Source organism: Arthrobacter sp. MDT2-34-1 (assembly GCF_059091365.1).
In genome coordinates this window covers 1,867,643-1,886,901 of sequence record NZ_JBNHGO010000001.1, presented here as the reverse complement: position 1 = coordinate 1,886,901, position 19,259 = coordinate 1,867,643, and the positions used below count along the sequence as shown (strand labels likewise).

At 65.6% G+C, this 19,259-nt stretch carries 20 protein-coding genes and 1 pseudogene; 5 read left to right on the top strand and 16 right to left on the bottom strand.

Annotated elements, in window-relative coordinates; translation table 11 throughout:
* Positions 1-29 precede the first annotated feature (29 nt).
* Complete coding sequence (locus AC5RVV_RS08790; RefSeq protein WP_494000945.1) at positions 30-536, top strand: ferritin; 507 nt, start codon at positions 30-32, stop codon at positions 534-536.
* A 61-nt stretch (positions 537-597) separates the two neighbouring features.
* Here AC5RVV_RS08790 and AC5RVV_RS08785 read toward each other — a convergent pair whose 3' ends face one another.
* The 3 genes from AC5RVV_RS08785 to AC5RVV_RS08775 form a co-directional block, all read right to left on the bottom strand.
* Complete coding sequence (locus tag AC5RVV_RS08785; RefSeq protein WP_494000944.1) at positions 598-981, bottom strand: VOC family protein; 384 nt, start codon at positions 979-981, stop codon at positions 598-600.
* A 119-nt stretch (positions 982-1,100) separates the two neighbouring features.
* On the bottom strand, positions 1,101-2,666 hold the full coding sequence (locus AC5RVV_RS08780) for an amino acid permease (RefSeq protein WP_494000943.1): 1,566 nt from the start codon (positions 2,664-2,666) through the stop codon (positions 1,101-1,103).
* Between the two features lie 176 nt (positions 2,667-2,842).
* Positions 2,843-3,199 carry a hypothetical protein gene (locus AC5RVV_RS08775; RefSeq protein ID WP_494000942.1) on the bottom strand — a complete coding sequence of 119 codons (357 nt, stop codon included), beginning with the start codon at positions 3,197-3,199 and terminating at the stop codon, positions 2,843-2,845.
* A gap of 346 nt (positions 3,200-3,545) precedes the next feature.
* Here AC5RVV_RS08775 and AC5RVV_RS08770 point away from each other — a divergent pair, with 346 nt between their 5' ends.
* Positions 3,546-3,992, top strand: a complete 447-nt coding sequence (locus AC5RVV_RS08770) for a MarR family winged helix-turn-helix transcriptional regulator (protein WP_494000941.1) — start codon at positions 3,546-3,548, stop codon at positions 3,990-3,992.
* Between the two features lie 89 nt (positions 3,993-4,081).
* Here the strand turns inward: AC5RVV_RS08770 and AC5RVV_RS08765 are convergent, their stop codons facing one another.
* The 11 genes and pseudogenes from AC5RVV_RS08765 to AC5RVV_RS08715 form a co-directional block, all read right to left on the bottom strand.
* Positions 4,082-4,870 carry an ABC transporter ATP-binding protein gene (locus AC5RVV_RS08765; protein ID WP_494000940.1) on the bottom strand — a complete coding sequence of 263 codons (789 nt, stop codon included), beginning with the start codon at positions 4,868-4,870 and terminating at the stop codon, positions 4,082-4,084.
* A complete protein-coding gene (locus AC5RVV_RS08760; RefSeq protein ID WP_494000939.1) occupies positions 4,867-5,871 on the bottom strand; it encodes an ABC transporter substrate-binding protein in 1,005 nt (334 codons plus the stop codon). The genes AC5RVV_RS08765 and AC5RVV_RS08760 overlap by 4 nt, the downstream gene beginning before the upstream one ends.
* 53 nt (positions 5,872-5,924) lie before the next feature.
* Positions 5,925-7,064 (bottom strand): FecCD family ABC transporter permease, encoded by a 1,140-nt coding sequence (locus AC5RVV_RS08755; RefSeq protein ID WP_494000938.1) that lies wholly within the window; start codon positions 7,062-7,064, stop codon positions 5,925-5,927.
* A gap of 7 nt (positions 7,065-7,071) precedes the next feature.
* On the bottom strand, positions 7,072-7,926 hold the full coding sequence (locus AC5RVV_RS08750) for an urease accessory protein UreD (protein WP_494000937.1): 855 nt from the start codon (positions 7,924-7,926) through the stop codon (positions 7,072-7,074).
* On the bottom strand, positions 7,923-8,537 hold the full coding sequence (gene ureG / locus AC5RVV_RS08745; protein WP_494000936.1) for an urease accessory protein UreG: 615 nt from the start codon (positions 8,535-8,537) through the stop codon (positions 7,923-7,925). The genes AC5RVV_RS08750 and ureG overlap by 4 nt, the downstream gene beginning before the upstream one ends.
* A 64-nt stretch (positions 8,538-8,601) precedes the next feature.
* Complete coding sequence (locus tag AC5RVV_RS08740; RefSeq protein WP_494000935.1) at positions 8,602-9,315, bottom strand: urease accessory protein UreF; 714 nt, start codon at positions 9,313-9,315, stop codon at positions 8,602-8,604.
* On the bottom strand, positions 9,296-9,769 hold the full coding sequence (gene ureE / locus AC5RVV_RS08735; protein ID WP_494000934.1) for an urease accessory protein UreE: 474 nt from the start codon (positions 9,767-9,769) through the stop codon (positions 9,296-9,298). Before ureE ends, AC5RVV_RS08740 begins: the two co-directional genes overlap by 20 nt.
* Positions 9,770-9,798: 29 nt before the next feature.
* A complete protein-coding gene (gene ureC / locus AC5RVV_RS08730; protein ID WP_494000933.1) occupies positions 9,799-11,511 on the bottom strand; it encodes an urease subunit alpha in 1,713 nt (570 codons plus the stop codon).
* A gap of 149 nt (positions 11,512-11,660) precedes the next feature.
* Positions 11,661-12,095: pseudogene (locus tag AC5RVV_RS08725) on the bottom strand (urease subunit beta); the annotation flags it as partial.
* Positions 12,096-12,111: 16 nt separating this feature from the next.
* Complete coding sequence (locus AC5RVV_RS08720) at positions 12,112-12,414, bottom strand: urease subunit gamma (RefSeq protein ID WP_494000932.1); 303 nt, start codon at positions 12,412-12,414, stop codon at positions 12,112-12,114.
* Between the two features lie 227 nt (positions 12,415-12,641).
* Positions 12,642-13,655, bottom strand: a complete 1,014-nt coding sequence (locus AC5RVV_RS08715) for a squalene cyclase (RefSeq protein ID WP_494000931.1) — start codon at positions 13,653-13,655, stop codon at positions 12,642-12,644.
* 248 nt (positions 13,656-13,903) lie between these two features.
* Here AC5RVV_RS08715 and AC5RVV_RS08710 point away from each other — a divergent pair, with 248 nt between their 5' ends.
* Entirely contained in the window at positions 13,904-14,293 is a 390-nt protein-coding gene (locus tag AC5RVV_RS08710) for a cupin domain-containing protein (protein WP_494000930.1), read from the top strand.
* Between the two features lie 146 nt (positions 14,294-14,439).
* On the opposite strand, the gene AC5RVV_RS08705 is transcribed toward AC5RVV_RS08710, so the two are convergent.
* Entirely contained in the window at positions 14,440-15,138 is a 699-nt protein-coding gene (locus AC5RVV_RS08705) for a dienelactone hydrolase family protein (RefSeq protein WP_494000929.1), read from the bottom strand.
* A 128-nt stretch (positions 15,139-15,266) separates the two neighbouring features.
* On the opposite strand from AC5RVV_RS08705, the gene AC5RVV_RS08700 reads away from it, so the two are divergent.
* Entirely contained in the window at positions 15,267-15,851 is a 585-nt protein-coding gene (locus tag AC5RVV_RS08700; protein WP_494000928.1) for a PepSY domain-containing protein, read from the top strand.
* Positions 15,852-15,936: 85 nt separating this feature from the next.
* On the opposite strand, the gene AC5RVV_RS08695 is transcribed toward AC5RVV_RS08700, so the two are convergent.
* A complete protein-coding gene (locus tag AC5RVV_RS08695) occupies positions 15,937-17,622 on the bottom strand; it encodes an amidohydrolase (protein WP_494000927.1) in 1,686 nt (561 codons plus the stop codon).
* Between the two features lie 331 nt (positions 17,623-17,953).
* On the opposite strand from AC5RVV_RS08695, the gene AC5RVV_RS08690 reads away from it, so the two are divergent.
* The gene (locus tag AC5RVV_RS08690; RefSeq protein WP_494000926.1) at positions 17,954-19,150 is read left to right on the top strand and encodes an MFS transporter; all 1,197 of its coding nucleotides are present in this window, start codon (positions 17,954-17,956) and stop codon (positions 19,148-19,150) included.
* The last annotated feature ends 109 nt before the right edge of the window (positions 19,151-19,259 follow it).

The window sequence follows — 19,259 nt, the reverse complement described above, 5'->3', positions numbered from 1 at the left end:
GGATACAGGCCGGCGCCTAATCTGGTGCCATGGGACTCACAGGAAAACTCGCAGAAGCGTTTAACGACCAGGTCACGCTGGAACTCCAGGCCTCCGTGGTCTACCGCCAGCTCGCCATCGAGATGGATGCCATCGACCTGCCCGGGATCGCCGGCTGGTTCCGCGCCCAGGCCGAGGAAGAGGTGGTCCACGCGAACAAGTTCATCGAGCACATGATGGACCGCGGCGCCCACCCCAAGATCCAGGCCATCACGGCTCCGACAATTTTCGCCGAGACTGTACTGCAGGCGTTCGAAGCCTCGCTGGCACACGAGAAGAAGGTCTCCGAGTCGATCCGCGACCTGTACCGGCTCGCCCAGCAGGAGGGCGACATCGACTCCATCCCGCTGCTCAACTGGTTCGTCGACGAGCAGTTGGAGGAAGAAGCCACGGTCGGTGAGATCATCGGCCGGGTCAAGCTGGTCAACGACGACGGGCCCGGCCTGCTGCGCCTGGACGAGCAGCTCGGTTCCCGCACCGGCGAAGCCAGCAGCTAGCAAATCGACAGGCGGCGTCGGTGCCCAGGCGGACGCCGACGCCGCCTGCTCGTGTCGGCCATCAAACGTGCTGGTCGACGATGACCGGGTTGCCGTCCGGGTCCTGCAGAACAAAGCTGGCAGGACCGGTGGTTGCCTCGTCTGCTTCCGACAGGAATTCCACGCCCTCCGCTTTCAGCTGCCGCTGGAGGTCGCGCACATCTGCGAATGAGTCGAGGGTCTGGGCGTCCTGATTCCAGCCCGGGTTGAAGGTCAAGGCGTTCTTGTCGAACATTCCCTGGAAGAGCCCGATGACGGCCTCACCGTTTTTCAGGATCAGCCAGTTCTGCGTGATATCACCGCCGTGCTTGCTGAACCCGAGCTTTTCGTAAAACGCGGCGGAAGCCGCAATGTCCTTCACTGCGAGGCTGAGCGAAAAAGCGCCGAGTTGCATGTGTTGCTCCATTCTCCGAAATCCTGGACTTCTCGCATCATAGCCACGGGGTGTCCGGGGTGGAGCACATAGACGAACGGACCCCGGGCCCGGACAGCGGGAGCGACTATCCATGCTCCGGCAGCCCGGAGCTAGGGCTCCGGGTTGTGCCGGTGGTCCTTTCGGCCGCGGACACGCTGCTCGTGCTCCAGTCGGCGGTGTTCCTCGCGCTCGTGTTCGAGTGATATGAGTTCCGGATGGTTGAGCCGCGAATGCTGGCGGCCGTAGAGGAAGTAGATGGCGAAGCCGATGAGCAGCCAGATAACGAAGCGCACCCACGTGAGCGTGGTCAGGTTCAGCATCAGCCAGAAGCACAGCACCGCGGAGAGAATTGGCACCACGGGCGAGCCCGGGACACGGTAGGCGCGGGGCAGATCCGGCCGCTTCCTCCTGAGCACGACGATGCCGATGCTCACCAGCACGAAGGCCGAGAGGGTGCCGATGTTGATCATTTCTTCCAGAACGTCCACGTTGGTGAACCCCGCCACCAGGGCAACCAGGGCCCCGGCCAGGATTTGCACCCGAGCCGGAGTCTTTTGGTGCTCGGTGGTGTGGCTGAGCCATCGCGGCAGCAGGCCGTCACGGCTCATCGCGAAGGCAACCCGGGCGAGGCCCATCAACAGGACCATGATGACGGTGGTGAGCCCGATCAGGATGCCGATCGAAATGACCTGCGCGGCCCAGTCCGCCCCGACTCCGATGAACGCCGTGGCCAGCGAGGCCTCGTCGGCTTCCGCCAGCTCCCGGTAGGACACCATGCCCGTCAGGGCCAGGGTGACCAGGATGTACAGCACGGTCACGATCGCCAGGCCGCCGAAAATGCCCCGCGGCAGCGTCTTTTGCGGGTTGCGCACCTCTTCGGCGCTCGTAGCCACGACGTCGAATCCAATGAAGGCGAAGAACACCAATGCCGCACCCGCCAGGATGCCCACCACGCCGTACTGCTGGGGCTCGGCGCCGCTGAGGAAGGAGAACAGCGACTGCGTCCAGACGTTCCCCCCGGCGCTCGCCGTGGCGACCGGCTCCGGCACGAACGGCGTGTAGTTTTCTGCCCGTACGTACGTGAAGCCGACAACGATCACGAACAGGACAATGGCAACCTTGATGATGGTGAAGACATTGTTTACCCGCGCCGACAGCTCGGTGCCAAGAACCAGCAGGGTCGTGAAGACGGCAACGATCAGCAGCGGACCCCAGGTGAGCTCCAGACCGAAGACATTCACCGTGGTCGGGACATTAATGTCGAAGAGCAGGAAGACGTTGCTGAGATAGATCCCCCAATACTTCGCAATGACGGCCCCCGCCGTGAACAGCTCCAGAATCAGGTCCCAGCCGATGATCCAGGCCAGCAGTTCGCCCAGGGTCGCGTAGGTATAGGTGTAGGCGCTGCCGGCCACGGGAATGGCTGACGCGAACTCGGCGTAACACATGATGGCCAGCGCGCAGGTGATGGCCGCCAGCACGAAGGACACGGTCACGGCCGGGCCTGCGTAGCTGCCGGCGGCCTTCGCGCCGACGGAGAAGATGCCCGCCCCGACGGCGACTGCCACACCGAGGACCATCAGGTCGAAGGTGCTCAGCGTGCGCTTCAGCTCCCGCCCTGGCTCCGTCATGTCCGCAATGGACTGCTCGATTGACTTGGTCCGAAAGAGGCTCATGGGACCAGTATTCTCAGGATGGACTACCCCGAAAACCCCACCCGGGGCTGAGGGGGCGAACAGCCCGGAGAACGGGTAGGGGATGGCGCCTCGGAGCCAATCCGGGCCGCCCACGACAGTGTTATGACGGGACGGTGTAGCGGCGCGCCATGAGGGCGGGACGCGGGTGAAGCAGGTCAGCCGACGGCCACCAGATCCGGCGGGTTCGCTGCCGCCCCGTCGGTCGGTGCCGGGAGGGCGGAGGCGCATGTTCCGGCAGCTGCGGCAACCAGCTCGGCAGGCACTCCGGAGGCCAGCGCCGCGGCTGTCTGCTCGTGGAAGACGGCCTTCGCCTGGTCCAGGGCCCATTCCGCCGCCTCGACCTGTCCCGCGCGGACAGTAACGGCCTCCAGCGCTTTCTTCTGCCCCGGGGTCAGGTCGGAAACTGTCTGGACCTGCCCTCCAGGCAGTGCCGCCGTTGCAGCTGGCCGTCCGGTATAGATCGTGGAGTCCAACTCCGCGATCGACAGGGGCAGCGTATTGGTATCGGTCACGGAATCCATCGATGTCCCTTTCCAAGGGAAAAAGGCAGCGCTTGGTCGCTCGGTGAGAGAGCGCGTGCTGCGTTCTGGAGACAGACAGACCTGCCTCCTAAATCGAAGCCTACAGCACCGTTGCAATACGACAGATGCCGGGGCCGGGCTTGGCCCGGGCAGAGCGGCTCCACGGCAACCTGACCGCGGCTTATCCTTCAGGGGTCGTACGGGTTGGCCTTTCGACGGGGCAGCGCGGTGCCGACTGGGTCGCCGGCATCGCGCTGGGCAGAAATAAAGGCCTATTCTGCTCTCCGCTGTGGATAAACCATTGACCTTAGGAAGATCAGTTTGCTTATAATTCTGCATGCCTGATCTATCCAAGTGGCACATGCCCCGGCTTCTCTCCACAGCAGCGAGGCTTGTCGAATACGAGTGGAACGAGCGGCTGGCCTCCCTCGGCTTGACCCATGCGGGTGCGACTGTCCTGGAGATCCTTGCCGCGGAGGGGGCGATGGCCCAAGCACAACTGGCGAAGCGGGTGCGGGTGCAGCCACAGACCGTGGGCAAGACCCTGGCACGGCTGGAAGCGACTGGTCACATATCCCGCGTCCGCGGCGAGAACGACCGGCGCGAGCAACGGGTCAACATCTCCGAACGCGGCAAGGAGACCTTCCACCAGGTGGTGAAATTGGGACGAGAGCTTCTGGGCGAGGACGACGAGACCGAGCAACTCAAGAATCAACTCATCGGTGTCGTCCGGGACCTCGGCAACGACAGGTTCGGCACCAAGAGGCCATTGCGCCCCGGCTAAACCGGCGGACCAACGACGGAACCTTTTCCGTGGCTGGTGTGGTTGGGCCTCCGATGATCTTGACCGATGGCCGTGGAGCAGGGACGCCCTCAGCCTGGCGGATTAGCTGAAGGGAATGGTCTGAATACCAGTTGAAAGCCGTCGTCGAACTGGAAACGGCTGACCCCGATCTTGTACACCGGCTCAAGGTTCTCCGGGACCAGCACCTCGGACGGTGTGCCGGCTGCGACCACCCGGCTTTCGTGGAGTAGCAGGACGCGGTCGCAGTAGGCAGCGGCGAGGTTGAGGTCGTGCAGGACCACGACGACGGCATGGTTGCTGGTCCCCGCCAGGTCGCGCACCAGCCTGAGGATCTCGTGCTGATAGCGGATGTCCAGATGGTTGGTCGGTTCATCGAACAGCAGGTGCGTCGCTTCCTGCGCCAGCGCCCGGGCGATCAAAACACGCTGCCGTTCCCCGCCGGAGAGCAGGTCGAAGCTCTGGTCCGCCCGGCCCAGCATGCCGACCCGTTCCAGTGCCCGGGCCGCGGCCTGTTCGTCCCGCGCCTTACGCCGGCCCAGCCGCGGTTGGTGCGGGGTGCGGCCGAGCAGCACCATGTCGGAAACCAGCAGGGGCAGGTCGCCCGGTGTCTCCTGCACGACCACTGAGACCGTCCGGGCGCGCTCCTGCGCGTTGAGCTGGCGCAGTTCCTTATGGTCCAGCATGACCGTTCCGGTGTGCGGGGCCAGCGATCCGTACAGGATCCGCAGCAGGGTGCTCTTGCCGCTGCCGTTCGGTCCCACCAGGCCCAGGACTTCGCCGTGCCGGGCGTGGAGGTCAACGCGGTCCAGGACGTCGCGGGAGCCGTAGGAGAAGGAGATGCCGGAGCCGGAAATCACTGGCCGAACCGCTCGACGATCCGCTCGAGTCCGGTGACCGACAGCGGTGACGGCGGCTCGGTGAAGTTGAACAGTTGCACGAGGATGTCGTCGTTGGCCACCGCGGTCATGGAGGAGGCTCCCTTCAAAGATGTGACGGCGTCGGCCACTCTGCTTGGGTCCCCGGCGGAGTGGAGCAGGATCAGGACATCGGGGTTGCGGCCGATGAGTTCCTCGCGGGTGACCTCGAAGACCCGCTGGTCGACGTCGTCGAAAACGTTTTTCAGCCCGGCGGCCTCCAACTGCGGTTGGGCCATGGACCTTGTGCCGTAGGCGTAGGTGCTTCCGCCGCCGACCGTCGGGTAAAGGACGGCCGCAGTGCGGCGGCCGGTGTTGGCCGTCTCGGAGGTGATCTGCTCCACCTGGGCCTTGAGCTCGCGGGCTGCTTCTTCGGCCCGTTTTTCGACGCCGAAGATCTTGCCGTAGGTGCGCAGCTGATCCGCAACGGTGCTGAATTCCGGGGTTTCCGAGGCGTTGGGGCAAAAGGACGGTTCCTGCAGCATGGGGATGCCCGCGGCGGCTAGTGTTTCACGGTTAAGGTTTTCGGCCGTGCCGAGGACCAGATCCGGTTGTTGCGCCAACACGACTTCCTGCGAAATCTGCAGGTGGCCCGTGGTGTCCAGGCGGTCGGTCAAGAGCGGAATGCGGGCGAGTTCGCCTTGCGTGGCCGGGTCGAAGTATTCGGCCGGGTAGACGCCTGCGCGGGCCACTACTGTGTCCATGACACCGAGTGCGGCCAAGTAGGAGACCGGTGAACTGTCCAGCATGACAACCCGTTCCGGCGGCGCGTCCAGGGTGACCGCGGCGCCGCAATTGGTGATGGTCAGCGGGTAGCCATCGGCCTCGGGTGCCGCAGGTGTTCCGGCGTTCCCGGCGTTCCCGAAAGTGTCGGCGCAGCCGGCCAGACCGAGGGCGAATGCCGCCGCGGCTGCAGCGGACAGCAGGTGGGCGGCAGCTTTCATGAATTCTCCTCGGGCTAGTGGATGTGGGCGATAACGCGGACGTGGGGTGACACTCAGCCCGCCGGGCGCATCCTGCGGATGAGGTAGAGCAGGAAGGGAGCGCCGATGAAAGCCGTGATGATCCCGATCGGCAACTCCTGCGGCTGCAGCAGCATCCGTGCGAGCAGGTCGGCCCAGATCAGGAAGATGGCACCGAGCAGGGCAGAGACCGGGATGACCCGGGAGTGGGCGGCACCGACCAGCCTGCGGGCGAGATGCGGAACTACCAGTCCAACGAAGCCGATAGATCCGGAGGCAGCGACGACCACACCGATGCACAGGGAGATGACGATCAGCAGCTGGGTGCGGAACCGGCCGGGTGCAACGCCGACGATGTGAGCGGTTTCGTCGCCGATGGCCAGCGCGTCCAAGCGCCTTCCGGCAAGGGTCAGCAGGCAGCTGGCAATCAGGACCACCACGACGACGATGGCCAAGGTGCTTCCCCACTGGGCCAAAGCCAGGGACCCAAGCAACCAGAACATGACGGACCGGGCGCCCTCTGCCGAGCCGGAGGCGAAGACCAGAAAGCTGGTCACGGCGGTCAGCGCGTATCCGATCGCAACGCCGGCCAGCAGCAGCCGCATTGAGGTCACCCGTCCGGCCGAGCGCGCGATAAGGAAGACCATCATCGACGCGGCCAGCGCGCCGATGAAGGCGCTGGCGGGCAGAGCGTGTTCGCCCACCCCCAGACCGACGCCGAACAGGATCATGGCTGCCGCACCGCTGGAGGCTCCGGAATTGATGCCGAGCAGGTAGGGGTCGGCCAGCACGTTGCGCACCATTGCCTGCAGCGCTGCTCCGCACACCGCCAATCCGGCACCTACGACGCATCCGAGCAGCACGCGAGGCATCCTGACGTCCCAGACGATCGTCGAGGCTGTCGGATCGGGCTGATACCCGGACGGCTGGCCCGGCATATGCGACAGGATCACTTGGACCACGGTCGCGGTATTCAGCATGACAGGCCCGGTCGCCACAGACAGCACCATTCCGGCGACGAGAAGCGCGGCCAGCGCCACTACCCAGAAGAGATGACGACGCCGGAGCCTTGCCCGCAGCAGCGGGTCCCCGCCGCGTGGGGTCTGGCCGTCGCGCACGTCGCGTGCGCGTGGGGTAGGGGCCGATGACGGAAAGATGATCAGTGCCTCCAACAAGGCTGGGTCAGTACTTGCGAAGATTCAGTGGTTGCTGGCCGAACCAGCGGTGGCGGAGCAGGTCGACGGCGGCGTGCAGCATGGCGTTCAGCGTGTCGGTGCTGCGGGACAGGGCGCGCAGGGCGAATCCGGGGCCGTTGAGCAGAGACAGGCCGAGCTGCCCGCCGGGATCCATGGGGGCCAACCGGTCCTGCAACTCGCGCACCAGGTCGCCGTCCACCCGCGGGTCCACCACGAGCATCGAGCCCAGGTGCGAATAGTCTTCGAGGAAGAGCATGCTGGAGAGCGGCGCGTCCGGATCGCCGGGGCGGATCAGCAGGTTGTCCAGGGCGAGCAGGCGGCCGTCGCGGTAGATGTCGTTGCGGATGCGCACCTCCTCGTACCGGAAGGGCCTGCCGTCCGGGGACCAGCCGGGAGTGACCACGTCACACATCACCAGGGAGGAGTCCGCGGCGAGCTCGACGACGGTCTCCTGGCGGTAGGTGGCCTCCCGGTACGCGATGAGCTGGTCGGGCAGGTACTCCAGGCTGGCGCCGGGGCCGAGGCGGAACCGGGTGCGCTGCACGGCCGGTTCGCCCGGCGTCCGATAGATCTTGGTGGCGGACTGGGTGGTCAGCAACAGGCGGGCCTGGTCCTCGACCTGGACGTCGACCTCGTAGACATCCCCGCCAAGGTAGCCGCCGCCCGGATTCACGATCGTGTAAGCGACCTGCGCGGACGCGTCCAGGTAATGCGGTCGGATAACCCGCAGCGCGCCCTGGTGGTATTGCGAGGTGGCGACGCCGCGGCCGCCGCGCAGGCCCACCGTCAGGCGCAGCTCACCGGTGGGAAGCTGCACGCCCGCCGGCTGGGCCGCGCTCACTGCGCCAGGTCCTGCATGAGCACGTCGCGGCGCAGCCAGTCGATGACCTTGTCCAGGCCTTCGTCCGTCTTCAGGTTGGTGAAGCAGAACGGCTTGTCTCCACGGAATTCCTTCGAGTCGGACTCCATTACCGACAGATCTGCACCCACGTGCGGCGCCAAATCGGTCTTGTTGATGATGAACAGGTCCGACTTGATCATGCCCTGGCCGGCCTTGCGCGGGATCTTTTCGCCCTGCGCCACGTCGATGATGTAGATGGAAAAGTCCACCAGTTCCGGACTGAACGTCGCCGAGAGGTTGTCGCCCCCGCTTTCGATGAACACGACCTGCAGGTCCGGGTGCCGCTTGATCAATTCCTCCACGGCGGAGGAGTTCATCGAGGTGTCCTCGCGGATGGCGGTGTGGGGGCAGCCGCCGGTTTCGATGCCGATGATCCGGTCCAGCGGCAGCACGCCGTTGGCGGCCAGAATCTTCGCGTCTTCAATGGTGTAGATGTCGTTGGTGATGGCGGCCATGGAGATTTCGCCGGACAGGTGCCGGGTGAGGCGTTCGACCAGCTGGGTCTTGCCGGCGCCGACGGGGCCGCCGATACCGATCTTGATGGGTTCCATTGTCTTACTCCTTGTTCCGTGGGCCGGCCGCGGTGCGGCCGGGTCTGTTGCGTGCGACGGCGGGTCAGGACATGAACATCCGGGCGCGCTGCCGCTCGTGGCGCATTTGGGCGATTTCCAGTCCCGGGGCGGCGGCGCCGAAGTCGCCGCGTCCCAGTCCGGCGATCCTCGCCGTTGCAACGGTGATCTCCGGATGGGCCTGGCGCAGCACCCGCTGCCCGGCGTCCTGGCCGATCGGGATGCCGCGGATGGCATTCTGCGTCAGCGAGGTCGCCGTCGAAAACAGGTAGGTGCCCAGCAGCTCCGGCAGCGGAACGTGCAGGCTTCGCCCGGCGATGGCGAACGCCAGCGCCGGATGTCCGCTGCATTCGCCGCTCTCGACGTCTTCGCGGTACTGCTCGATCTCGTCGCTGTCGAGGATGACCGAGGCAATCTGGAGCATCCGCGCACCCATTTTCACGCCCGCCTCGCGCACCTGCCGCGGCAGGGCCTGCGCCGCCAGCATCGCGTCCAGCTCCCGCAGTTCCGCCGTCGAGCGGGCTTCCAGGGCCAGCCGGATGGCAAGGCCGTCGCTGTACGTCAGCTGGGTGTGGATGAACTGGCCGAGCCAGACCGCAAAGGTCTTCTCGCCGTGGACCAGCCCGCGTGACAGGAACGTCTCCAGCCCGAACGAGTGGCTGAAGGCGCCCGTGGGCAGGGCGGAGTCGGCCAGCTGCAGCAGGGGCAGCAGGTACGACGACGGGTGGCGCCCGGGTGCCTCAGTGCGTGTGTTCGGCATGTCGAAACGGCACGGGCATGACCCGCTCCTGCCGGGAGTAGGGCACCTGCATGTGCTGCAGGTAGTCTTCGACGGTGTGGTCGTACTGCACCACCATGACCTCCGCCCGGTAGTCGCTTCCGGCGTCGAAAAATTGCGCCTGCAGGTGCCGGTTGCCCAGGCTGTGGGCCACCACGCCCATTTCCCGGATGGTGCGCGGGGCGATCACCAGCACGTCCGTGGGCAGGACGCTGACGACGATGACGTTCGACTCGTCGCGGAACAGGATGTCGCCGTCGCGCAGGTCTCCCGGGGTGGCCAGGCGTATGCCGATTTCGCGGCCGTGATCGGTGGTCACGCGCTGGACGCGTTTGACCAGGTCGCTGCTGGGAAGTGCTACCTTCTCCTCGTGCAGGCCGGCAAGCTCCGTGTGCGGAAGATCGTGCCGGTTGGCGATGACGCGCTCAATAATCATTGACTACGTCCTTTCGGGTATGGCTCGGTTTAGAACAGGAAGTAGCGCTGGGCCATGGGGAGCACGGTCGAGGGCTCGCAGGTGGCTACTTCACCGTTGACCGTGACGGTGTAGGTTTGCGGGTCGACCTGGATGTCCGGCGTCTCCCCGTTGTACTTCAGGTCGGCCTTGGTCAGGGTGCGGATGCCGTGGGCCGCGCGGACGGTCCGGCGCAGGTTCAACCGGTCCGGGATGCCCTCGTCGATGGCGATCTTCGGCATGAACGTGATCGAGGACGAGTGCACGGCGCTGCCCAACGCCCCGAAGTTGTGCCGCAGGGTCCGCGGCTGCGGGGTAGGGATGGAACCGTTCGCGTCGCCCATGATGGACTGCACGATTTGTCCGCCCTTGATCACCATTTCCGGTTTGACGCCGAAGAAGGCCGGGTCCCAAAGCACCAGGTCGGCGAACTTACCCACCTCGACGCTGCCGACGGAGTCGGCGATGCCGTGGGCGAGCGCGGGGTTGATGGTGTACTTGGCGACGTAGCGCTTGAGCCGGAAGTTGTCGCCGATTTCCGGGTCTTGCTCGAACTTGCCCCGCTGGCGCTTCATAGCATCCGCCACCTGCCAGGTCCGCAGCACCATCTCGCCGACGCGGCCCATGGCCTGGGCGTCCGAGCTGGTGATTGAGAAGACGCCGAGGTCGTGCAGCACGTCTTCGGCGGCGATGGTCTCCTTGCGGATCCGGGAGTCGGCGAAGGCTACGTCTTCGGGGATGTCAGGGTTCAGGTGGTGGGCGACCATGAGCATGTCCAGATGCTCGTCGAGGGTGTTGGTGGTGTAGGGCAGGGTCGGGTTGGTCGAAGCCGGCAGGACGTTGGGCAGCCCGGCGACGCGGATGATGTCCGGGGCGTGCCCGCCGCCGGCGCCTTCGGTATGGAAGGTGTGGATCACGCGGCCGTCGATGGCGCGGATGGTGTCCTCCACGAAACCGCATTCGTTGAGGGTGTCCGCGTGGATGGCGACCTGCACGTCGAACTCGTCGGCGATCCGCAGCGACATGTCGATCGAGGAGGTTGTGGCGCCCCAGTCCTCGTGCACCTTGAAGCCGATGGCCCCGGCCCGGATTTGCTCGGCCAGCGGACCGCGCGCGCTGGCGTGGCCCTTGGCAAGCAGTCCGATGTTGATCGGCAGGTCGTCCACCGCCTGCAGCATCCGGCCGATGTGCCACGGCCCCGGCGTCACGGTGGTCGCCTTGGAGGCATCCGACGGCCCGGCGCCGCCGCCGATCAGGGTGGTGACGCCGTTCGCCAGGGCCACCGGCACCTGGTCGGGGCTGATGAAGTGCACGTGCGTATCGATGCCGCCGGCGGTGAGGATCTTGTGCTCCCCGGCGATCACGTCCGTCGCGGCACCAATGGTGATGTCGACGCCGTCGGAGATGTCCGGGTTGCCGGCCTTGCCGATCTTGAAGATGTGCCCGTCCCGCAGTGCCACGTCGGCCTTGTAGATGCCGCTGTAATCCAGCACGACGACGTTGGTGATGACCGTGTCCGGAATATCCTGGTCGCGGGTGCGCTGTCCGTTCTGGCCCATGCCGTCCCGGATGACCTTCCCGCCGCCAAAGACAACTTCCTCGCCGTAGCGGGTGTAGTCGTGTTCGATCTCCAGCAGCAGGTCGGTGTCCGCCAGCCGAATCGCATCGCCGGTAGTCGGCCCGTACATCTCCGCATAGTGCCTGCGGTTCATCTCGAAGCTCATCGCTGTTCCTCCCCGCCGCCGTCGGTCTTCTCCGCAGCATTTTGCTCGGTCTGCTCCGCGGCCTCGCCGCGTCCGCCCGCCTTCTTGGCGGCGCCGCCGGCCTTCGGGCCGCGGGATTCGTCGACCAGGTCCATGCCGTACGTGGTGTGGAAGCCGGCCGCCTCGACGCCGACGTTGGGCAGGTCGATGTCGTATTCGGCCGCCAGTTCGGGCTCAGCCTCGGCGTTGATGCCGGCGGTGCCGCCGATGGCGTCGGTGTAGGCCGGGGGGACGCTGGCGCCCAGCGACCCGTTCATGTGGTTCCGGAAGCCGTAGACCTCGCGGTTCCCGGCGATCTCCACCAGGTGCACACTGCGCGCATCGCCGGGCTCGAATCGCACGGCCGTGCCCGCCGGAATGTCCAGCCGAAAGCCGCGCGCGGCGACCCGGTCCATATCGAGCGCCGGATTAACCTCGGCGAAGTGGTAATGCGAACCGACCTGGACCGGCCGGTCGCCCCGGTTGGTCACGTTCATGATGCGGGTCTCGGCGCCCTCGTTGCAGATGATGGGCTCGCCGCGCAGGATGTATTCTCCCGGTTTCATGGGTCTCTCCTCAGGCTCAGCGGATCGGGTTATGGACGGTGACCAGCTTGGTGCCGTCGGGGAAAGTGGCCTCGACCTGCACATCGGCGATCATCTCCGCCACGCCATCCATGACGTCGCCGCGGGAGAGGATCGTGGTCCCGTAGCTCATCAGGTCCGCGACGGTCCGGCCGTCGCGGGCGCCCTCGATCAGTTCATAGGTGATCAGGGCCACCGCTTCGGGATGGTTGAGTTTCAGGCCGCGCTGCTGGCGCCTTCGGGCAAGGTCGGCGGCGACCACAATCATGAGTTTTTCGTGCTCACGGGGCGTTAAATGCATGTAGAACTCCCTAGTCCGTAACAAAAAGAAGTGTCCACCCGTTATCTACAACCGGTCAGAGACTAGACCGGGAGGCCCGTGGATAAGGCAAGGATAGCCACGGAGATCGCACCCGGCAAATTGGTGGGAATCCGGTGGCATCACCGCCTCACAATTGCTTGACATCGAGCTTCCCTGTGTCCTTCACACCCGGTCGGCTCGTCCTGCTGAAGCGACCGCGACCAAGGTCACACGGTCTCGGACCGGTAGCCCGGAGCAGGCGGAAGGACTTCCGCCCCGTCCCACCAAGCGAGCGCGCGCGTGGCGTAGAACGTAAGCCACTTGGACGGCTCACCCGGCGGCACGTCGACGTCGAACCATACGCGGCCGGGGTGGCGGCGTTCCTGCAGCCAGGTGCTGTCCGGCTGGCGCGCGGCACGGATCACCTCCACGGCGTCGGCGAGCCGGGGATCGGGAGCCGTGCCGTCGTGGAGCGTGGCCGACCTGAAGTAATCCACGGCATTCAGTGCGCTGTAGAGCCAGCGGAACGGGTAGGCGAAATGCACGGCCCAAGGCCCGACGAGTTCACCGGTCGACCGGGTGTACAGCAGCCGGCGTTCCAGCAGGTACTCTTCGCCGGCGTGGCGGGCGGCGCGGAGATCGTCCGAGCCCCCGGCGACGGACTCGTAGTACAGCAGCCCTTTCAAGGTGTTGAGTGTGGAATGGAAGGACGAGCGGGTGGAATCTTCGATCCATTCGCAGTTCCAGCCGCCGTCGGGCAGTTGGTGCTCGATGAACCAGGTGGCGATCCCGCCCACGTCCGCACCCAGCCAGGCGCCGTTGGCCAGGGTGAAGGCGTTGATGCAGCAGTCCACCTCGCCGTCCCAGTAGGGCAGGTTCTCGTATTCCCAGCGGCTATTGGCGGCGAGCAGGTCCGCCGTGCCGGCAAGCGCTGTTGCGTCGAGGCCCCAGTCCCGGAGGTAATTGAGCGACCAGGTTGTGGCCGTCCACGGCTGTCCGGCGCCCTCGGCCGCTTCCGGCCCCTGGAAGTCGAAGTCGCTGGGGAAATAGGCCCCGCCGGCCCACTGGCCATCGGGGTCTTGGTGCGCGAGCAGCCGCGCGCCGAAGCTCTCTGTGGCCACCTTCGCTTTTGTCGCGGCCCACCGTTCGGGGGGCGCATGTGCGAGGTCCCGTTCGACCTGCCAGCGCAGTGCCGGATCGGAGTCGAGCAGCCAGCCGACCAACGCCGCCTCGGGCTTCATGATCAACAGAGTAGCGGCCCCCGTAAAAGAACAACATGGCCTCCGCGCCCCGCCCCGCTCGGGGAGGGGAACCGAAGGACTGCGCTGGGCGGGCACGACGTCGTGGCCGGAGACCGCCGCCGCGGAAAAGTGGCCAAAGGCGGTCACAATGGGTGAATGCGATCACAGAGATGGGAGGCCCGGCCGGGGCAGCATGTTGAAGCCACCGATGCCGGACCTTATGGCCAACACGCGAACGGAGCGCCCTGATGAAGACACTGATTCCCGGATTGCCGCTGAATATTACCGACCTGACACTGGACCATCTGCCCGTGCCGGCTGCCCAAGTGGCCGAGGGCGCGCCGACTACCGGCCTGCATGGCTTGGGCCGGCTGGGCGACCTCGGCGTTGGAGTCTGGGAAATGTCCACCGGCAGCATGAACGATACGGAAGCCGACGAACTGTTTCTGGTCGTCTCCGGCAGCGCCACCGTGGAATTCCACCACGACGACGCCCATGACGCCGCCGGGACGGCGGTCCCGTTGGCCCCAGGCTCGCTGATGCTGCTGTCGGCAGGGATGCGCACCACGTGGACGGTGCACGAAACCCTGCGGAAGCTCTATCTCACGCCAGAGCGGGAGTCATCCTACGCGGAGTGATGTATCGGACTGCTCCGTCCAGCCGGTCGGCTTCTCCGCCGAAGATGGTCTTGAAGCAGTGTGCGGCGGCCGTCCGAGCCTTGCGAGAGAAGGAAGGCGACGTCGGTGCCCGGGTGAGCGCCGACGTCGTCCCATAATCCCCGAAGCTACTTGACCTTGTCCTTGAGGAACTGCACGGACCGGCTCCAGGCCAGCTTGGCCTCCTCGGGACGGTAGTTGCCCTGCGGGTTCTCGTCGTTGTGGAAGGCGTGCGGGGCGTCGTAGAAGTAGTAGGTCACTTCCGCGCCGGACTCGCGGCGGATCTGCTCCTCCTGCGCCTTGGCCTTCTCCACCGGGTAGGACTTATCCTGTTCGCCGTAGTGGCCCTGGATGGCGGCGCGGACCCCTTCGTACGATGTGGGCACGCCCTGGCCCACACCGTAGAACGGCACGGCCGCGCTGATGCGCTCTCCCTGCTGCGCGGCCAGCGCTAGCACAAAGCCGCCGCCCATGCAGAAACCGATGGCACCCACCGTGGAACTGGTGACTGACTCGTGGGCCAGCAGGTAGTCCACGGCGCCGGCCAGCAGCCGGGCGCCATCCTCTTCCGGCAGCTTGGACATCATCGCGGCGGCTTCCTTGCCGTCGTGGGCGATGCGTCCGCCGTAGAGGTCCGGTGCCAGCGCGACAAAACCTTCGGCGGCGAGGCGGTCGGCAACATCGCGGATGTGGTCCACCAGGCCCCACCACTCCTGGATGACGATGACGCCGGGGCCCGACCCGGACTCGGGCACGGCCAGATAACCATGGGCCTCGGTGCCTGCGGATTCGAAGGTGACGTTCTGGTACGTCGGGTTGTCGGCCAAAGTCCTACTCCTGATCACTCGGGGGCATTCGTTGCCAGTCTAGGACAGCGGCGCATGTTGTCGTGCTTGCCGGGCGGCGGAGGGCCCGTGGCATGGCCAAGCCGGTTGTCGGGGCGGAGAATCGGTCTATGGAACAGCTGAGGAAGACTTTCACCGCCCTTTCGATTGCTGCCGGGCTGGCCGTTACAGTGTCGGCCTGTGACGCCACCGGAGACGACATATCCCAGCCCGAACCCGGCCAGGCGCAGCCGGCCGAAACCCCGGCCGGGGCCGGCAACCCGAGCCTTGGCGGCACCGGATCTGCCATGCCCGGTGAACGCAATGCGCGGGCCGCGGTCGAAACCGCGGTGAATGCCGTCCGCGGCAGTTCCGCGATCGAACTCGACTACAGCGACCGGCTTCAGGCCTGGGAGGTGGACGTCTTCGACGTCGATGCCGAGCTCGAGGTGCAGGTCTCGCCGGACGGCAGCGAGGTGCTTGAGCAACGGGAATCCGGGGGTGCCGAACCGGAGCAGGCCCGAGAGTTGGAGCAAACCAGGGTTTCCATGTCCGAGGCCCTTGTCACCGCCGCGGAAGCCGAACCGGGGAACGTGGACGAAGTGACGCTGGGGGATGAGGACGGCCTCCCGGTGTGGGAGATCGAGATCGACCGCGAAGACGGCTCCAGCGCCGACGTGTTGATCGACGCCGTCACCGGTGAGCAGATCCGCTAGAGGGCGAACCTTTCGAAGGCCATTCGGGTGCATCATTGCCCTCGGGCCTTTTACCCGGGGCCGAATCTGTCGTGGTGGCCACCTCTTATGCCCATGCCTGCTGGCGGTAGTGCACGGCGCGTCCGCCCACCATGGTCATGGCGGCAGCCACGGTGTGCAGGTCTTCTGCAGCCAGATCGAAGGGCTGGCGGTCCAGTACCACCAGGTCCGCCAACGCGCCCACCCGGAGCAGGCCGCCCTGATCAAGGCGGTTCAGCCTTGCTGAACCGGAAGTATAGGCGGCCATGGCAATCTCCAAGGCCAGGGCCTCGCTTGGTATGAGAGGCTCTTCCCCCGACATTTCGGGGCCGCGGCGGCTGACGGCTACATGGATAGCCTGCCAAGGGTCGGGGGTGGAGACCGGCCAATCCGATCCCATTGCCAGAGCGGCGCCGGAGGAGACGAGGGAGTTGAAGGGGTATTGCCAGCCAGCCCTCTCGAGTCCCAGGATCGGCAAGGTCAACTCGGTCATCTGCTCGTCATTCTGCGCCCAGAAGGCCTGGGCGTTGGCTGTGACTCCGAGCCTGGCGAAGCGCGGCACATCCTGCGGGTGGACGATCTGGATGTGTGCCATATGGTGCCGTCTGGCGGTGCCGCCTGCGTTGGTGTTGCGGGCGTGCTCGATGGCATCGAGCCCGTCGCGCACCGCGCGGTCTCCAATGACGTGCATGTGCAGGTCAAAGCCCGCACCGTCCAATGCTGCGACCGCATCGAGGAGCACTTCCCTGGGCATATACGTCAGGCCGCGGGAGTCCGCTGCGCCGTGGTCGTTGGAACCTCCGGTGCAGGTGCACGGGCGCAGGTAGGGATCCAGCATCGCCGCTGTCTGATTCTCAGCCACCCCGTCCACCATGATCTTGGCGCTCGTGGTGGTGAAGCCCGCAGCTCCGTTCTCCCGTCGCCGTTCTTCGAATCCTTCCACCAGCTCGGCGAGGTTGCCCGACGTTGTGGTGCGCGGCACCCACAAAGCTCCTGTGGCCCGTGCGGTGAGCATGCCGTTTCCGGCCAGCTGCCGGTATATCCGGCTGACGTCCGGGTAGCCCGCATAGTCCCCAAGGATCGCTTCCTGCCAGCCCGTGACGCCTTGCGCGTGCAGGAATCGCTGTGCCTCGAGCAGTGCTTCGGCCAGTTCCGCATCGGTGGGTTCCGGCACCAGCTTGCCCACAAGGTCCATGGCGCCCTCATGCAGAGTGCCGGTGGGGTTACCGTCGCTGTCCCGCTCCAGCCGCCCATCAGCAGGGTCCGGTGTTCGGGCATCGATGCCGGCCAGCTGAAGGGCCCGGGAGTTGACCCAGGCCCCGTGGTGGTCTCGGTTAAGGAGAAACACCGGCCGGTCTGCAACGACCTCGTCCAACTGCTCCTTGCGAGGGGCGCCGCCGTGGAAGTCGGCCATGGACCAACCACCCCCGGTGATCCACTCCTTGTCGGGATTAGCTGCGGCGTATTCCCGCACAGTGGCGAGCGCGGCCTTTGCCCCTGAGACCTCCGACAGGTCACAGCTGAGTCGTTCAATCCCGCCGTAAACGGCGTGTACGTGGGCGTCGGTGAAACCCGGGCACAGCAGCCTTCCGCGCAGATCTACCGTTTCCGCCGCTTTGCCGGCCGCGGCACGCACCTCATCGTCCGTGCCGACGTCCGTGATCCGCCCGCCGGTCACGGCGACTGCCGTAACGTCCGGTCGCAGGCGCACCCCGTCGAAGATCCTGCCGGAGTGGAATACCCAGTCGGTCATGCTGCTCCTTTGCGGTCCTTTCCTGGGCCGGCGGCTTTTCCTCGACCCGCTGCTCGTCTCCGCCGGGGATGATGTCAGGTGCGAATGATGAGCAGGTGCACATCATGAGACAGGCAATCAGCCGCAAAGTCAACACCGTTGACTCTGCTTGCCTTACACCCCTCGGGCCCGCGGCGCGCCCGGGGCACTAATGTGATCCAGATCACAGCCGGGACTGTTGTGGTGAGGTGGGCCACTATGCCACTCTTCAGTCAGCGCCGTTGACAACGCCGTTGACTTTACCGACAGGTGTCGATCGCTCCATTAGCCTTAGCCCCTCGAAGGGAAACACATGCTTCCGACCAGTTCCATCCCACCTCTCACGCCCAGGGTAGTCATTGGATTTCTTGGTACCTGGGTAATGGCTCTGCTTGCGGCCAACCTTGTACCCGTGCTGATCGGGGCGCTCATTGCGGACCTCGGCATGTCCATCACTGCGGCCTCTGCGCTGGCCACGGCAATGTCACTGGGCACCGCAGCAAGCATTTTCGCCTGTACCAAGTTGGTCGCTAAGGGAGACCGTCCCAGAGTTGCGCGAATAGGCCTGCTGGTTATGGCCCTCGGTTTCGGTGTGGGCGCCGCGACTCTGAACGAGACCGCCGTTGGCATCGGTATTGTGCTTGCGGGTATCGGCGCCGGCACAGTGGTGGCTGCCGGTACCGCAGCTTCCGCTGCTACCCGTGATCCGGACAAGACGGTCAACATAGTCATGATCGTCAACCGCCTGGCTGCGGCGGCACTTCTGGCTATCGTGCCGGTCCTCGGCAGCGACCTCCGCACGATTCTGCTCATCCTGACGGCAGTAGGGCTGGTCGGACTGCTCGCCGCTGGAGGATTGCCCAACGTGCCCATCGAGGTGGCCCAGAAACCCGTCTCGGGGCGCCAGTTCGGGAGCAAGGCCATCATTTTGGCGTTGGTTTTTGGGCTTTGGAGCATGACCGAAGACCTCGTCTACGCCATCTCCGGTGTGATTGGCACTGAATATGCCGGGATGACACTCGAGGACCTTTCCCTCGTCCTTTCGCTCAGCGTTGTCGGCGGTCTCGCGGGCGCGCTGCTTTCCCCGCTTGCCCTGAAGCTCCTGGGCCGATCGCTGGCCATCGGACTGATAATCACCATCGGATCCATCTGCAAATACCTGGTCTTGACAGCCGACGAAGCAACCACAATGTCGGCAGGCATTGTCGTGGCTGGAACGATGTACGGCGCCGTGCTGGCGCTGGTCTTCGCGCTGGCCGCGCGGATGGATCTATCAGGCCGCGTGGCAACCCTGGTCACGGGCGTTTACATCGTGGGCGTTGCACTGGGACCGGTCGTCGGCGGCAGCCTGATCGGTATCATCAGCACGGATGCTTTGGGACTGGCCATCGGTATTCCCAGCCTCATTTTCGGAGTGCTGCTGTACGCAGTATCCCGCGCCAGCGGTGTTGCGGAGCGTGGTGGTGAAATCGTCGAGTCAGTGAGGACCCAACAGGACGCAGTCGTGTAGCTGGGGAACAGTGAACGGCGAGAATCCGTCTCCGCCCTCCTCCACCTGACACCACGGCATCCGATGTGCGAGGCTACAGGTGTGGCGCACATCTTGGGGCGGGAAACCT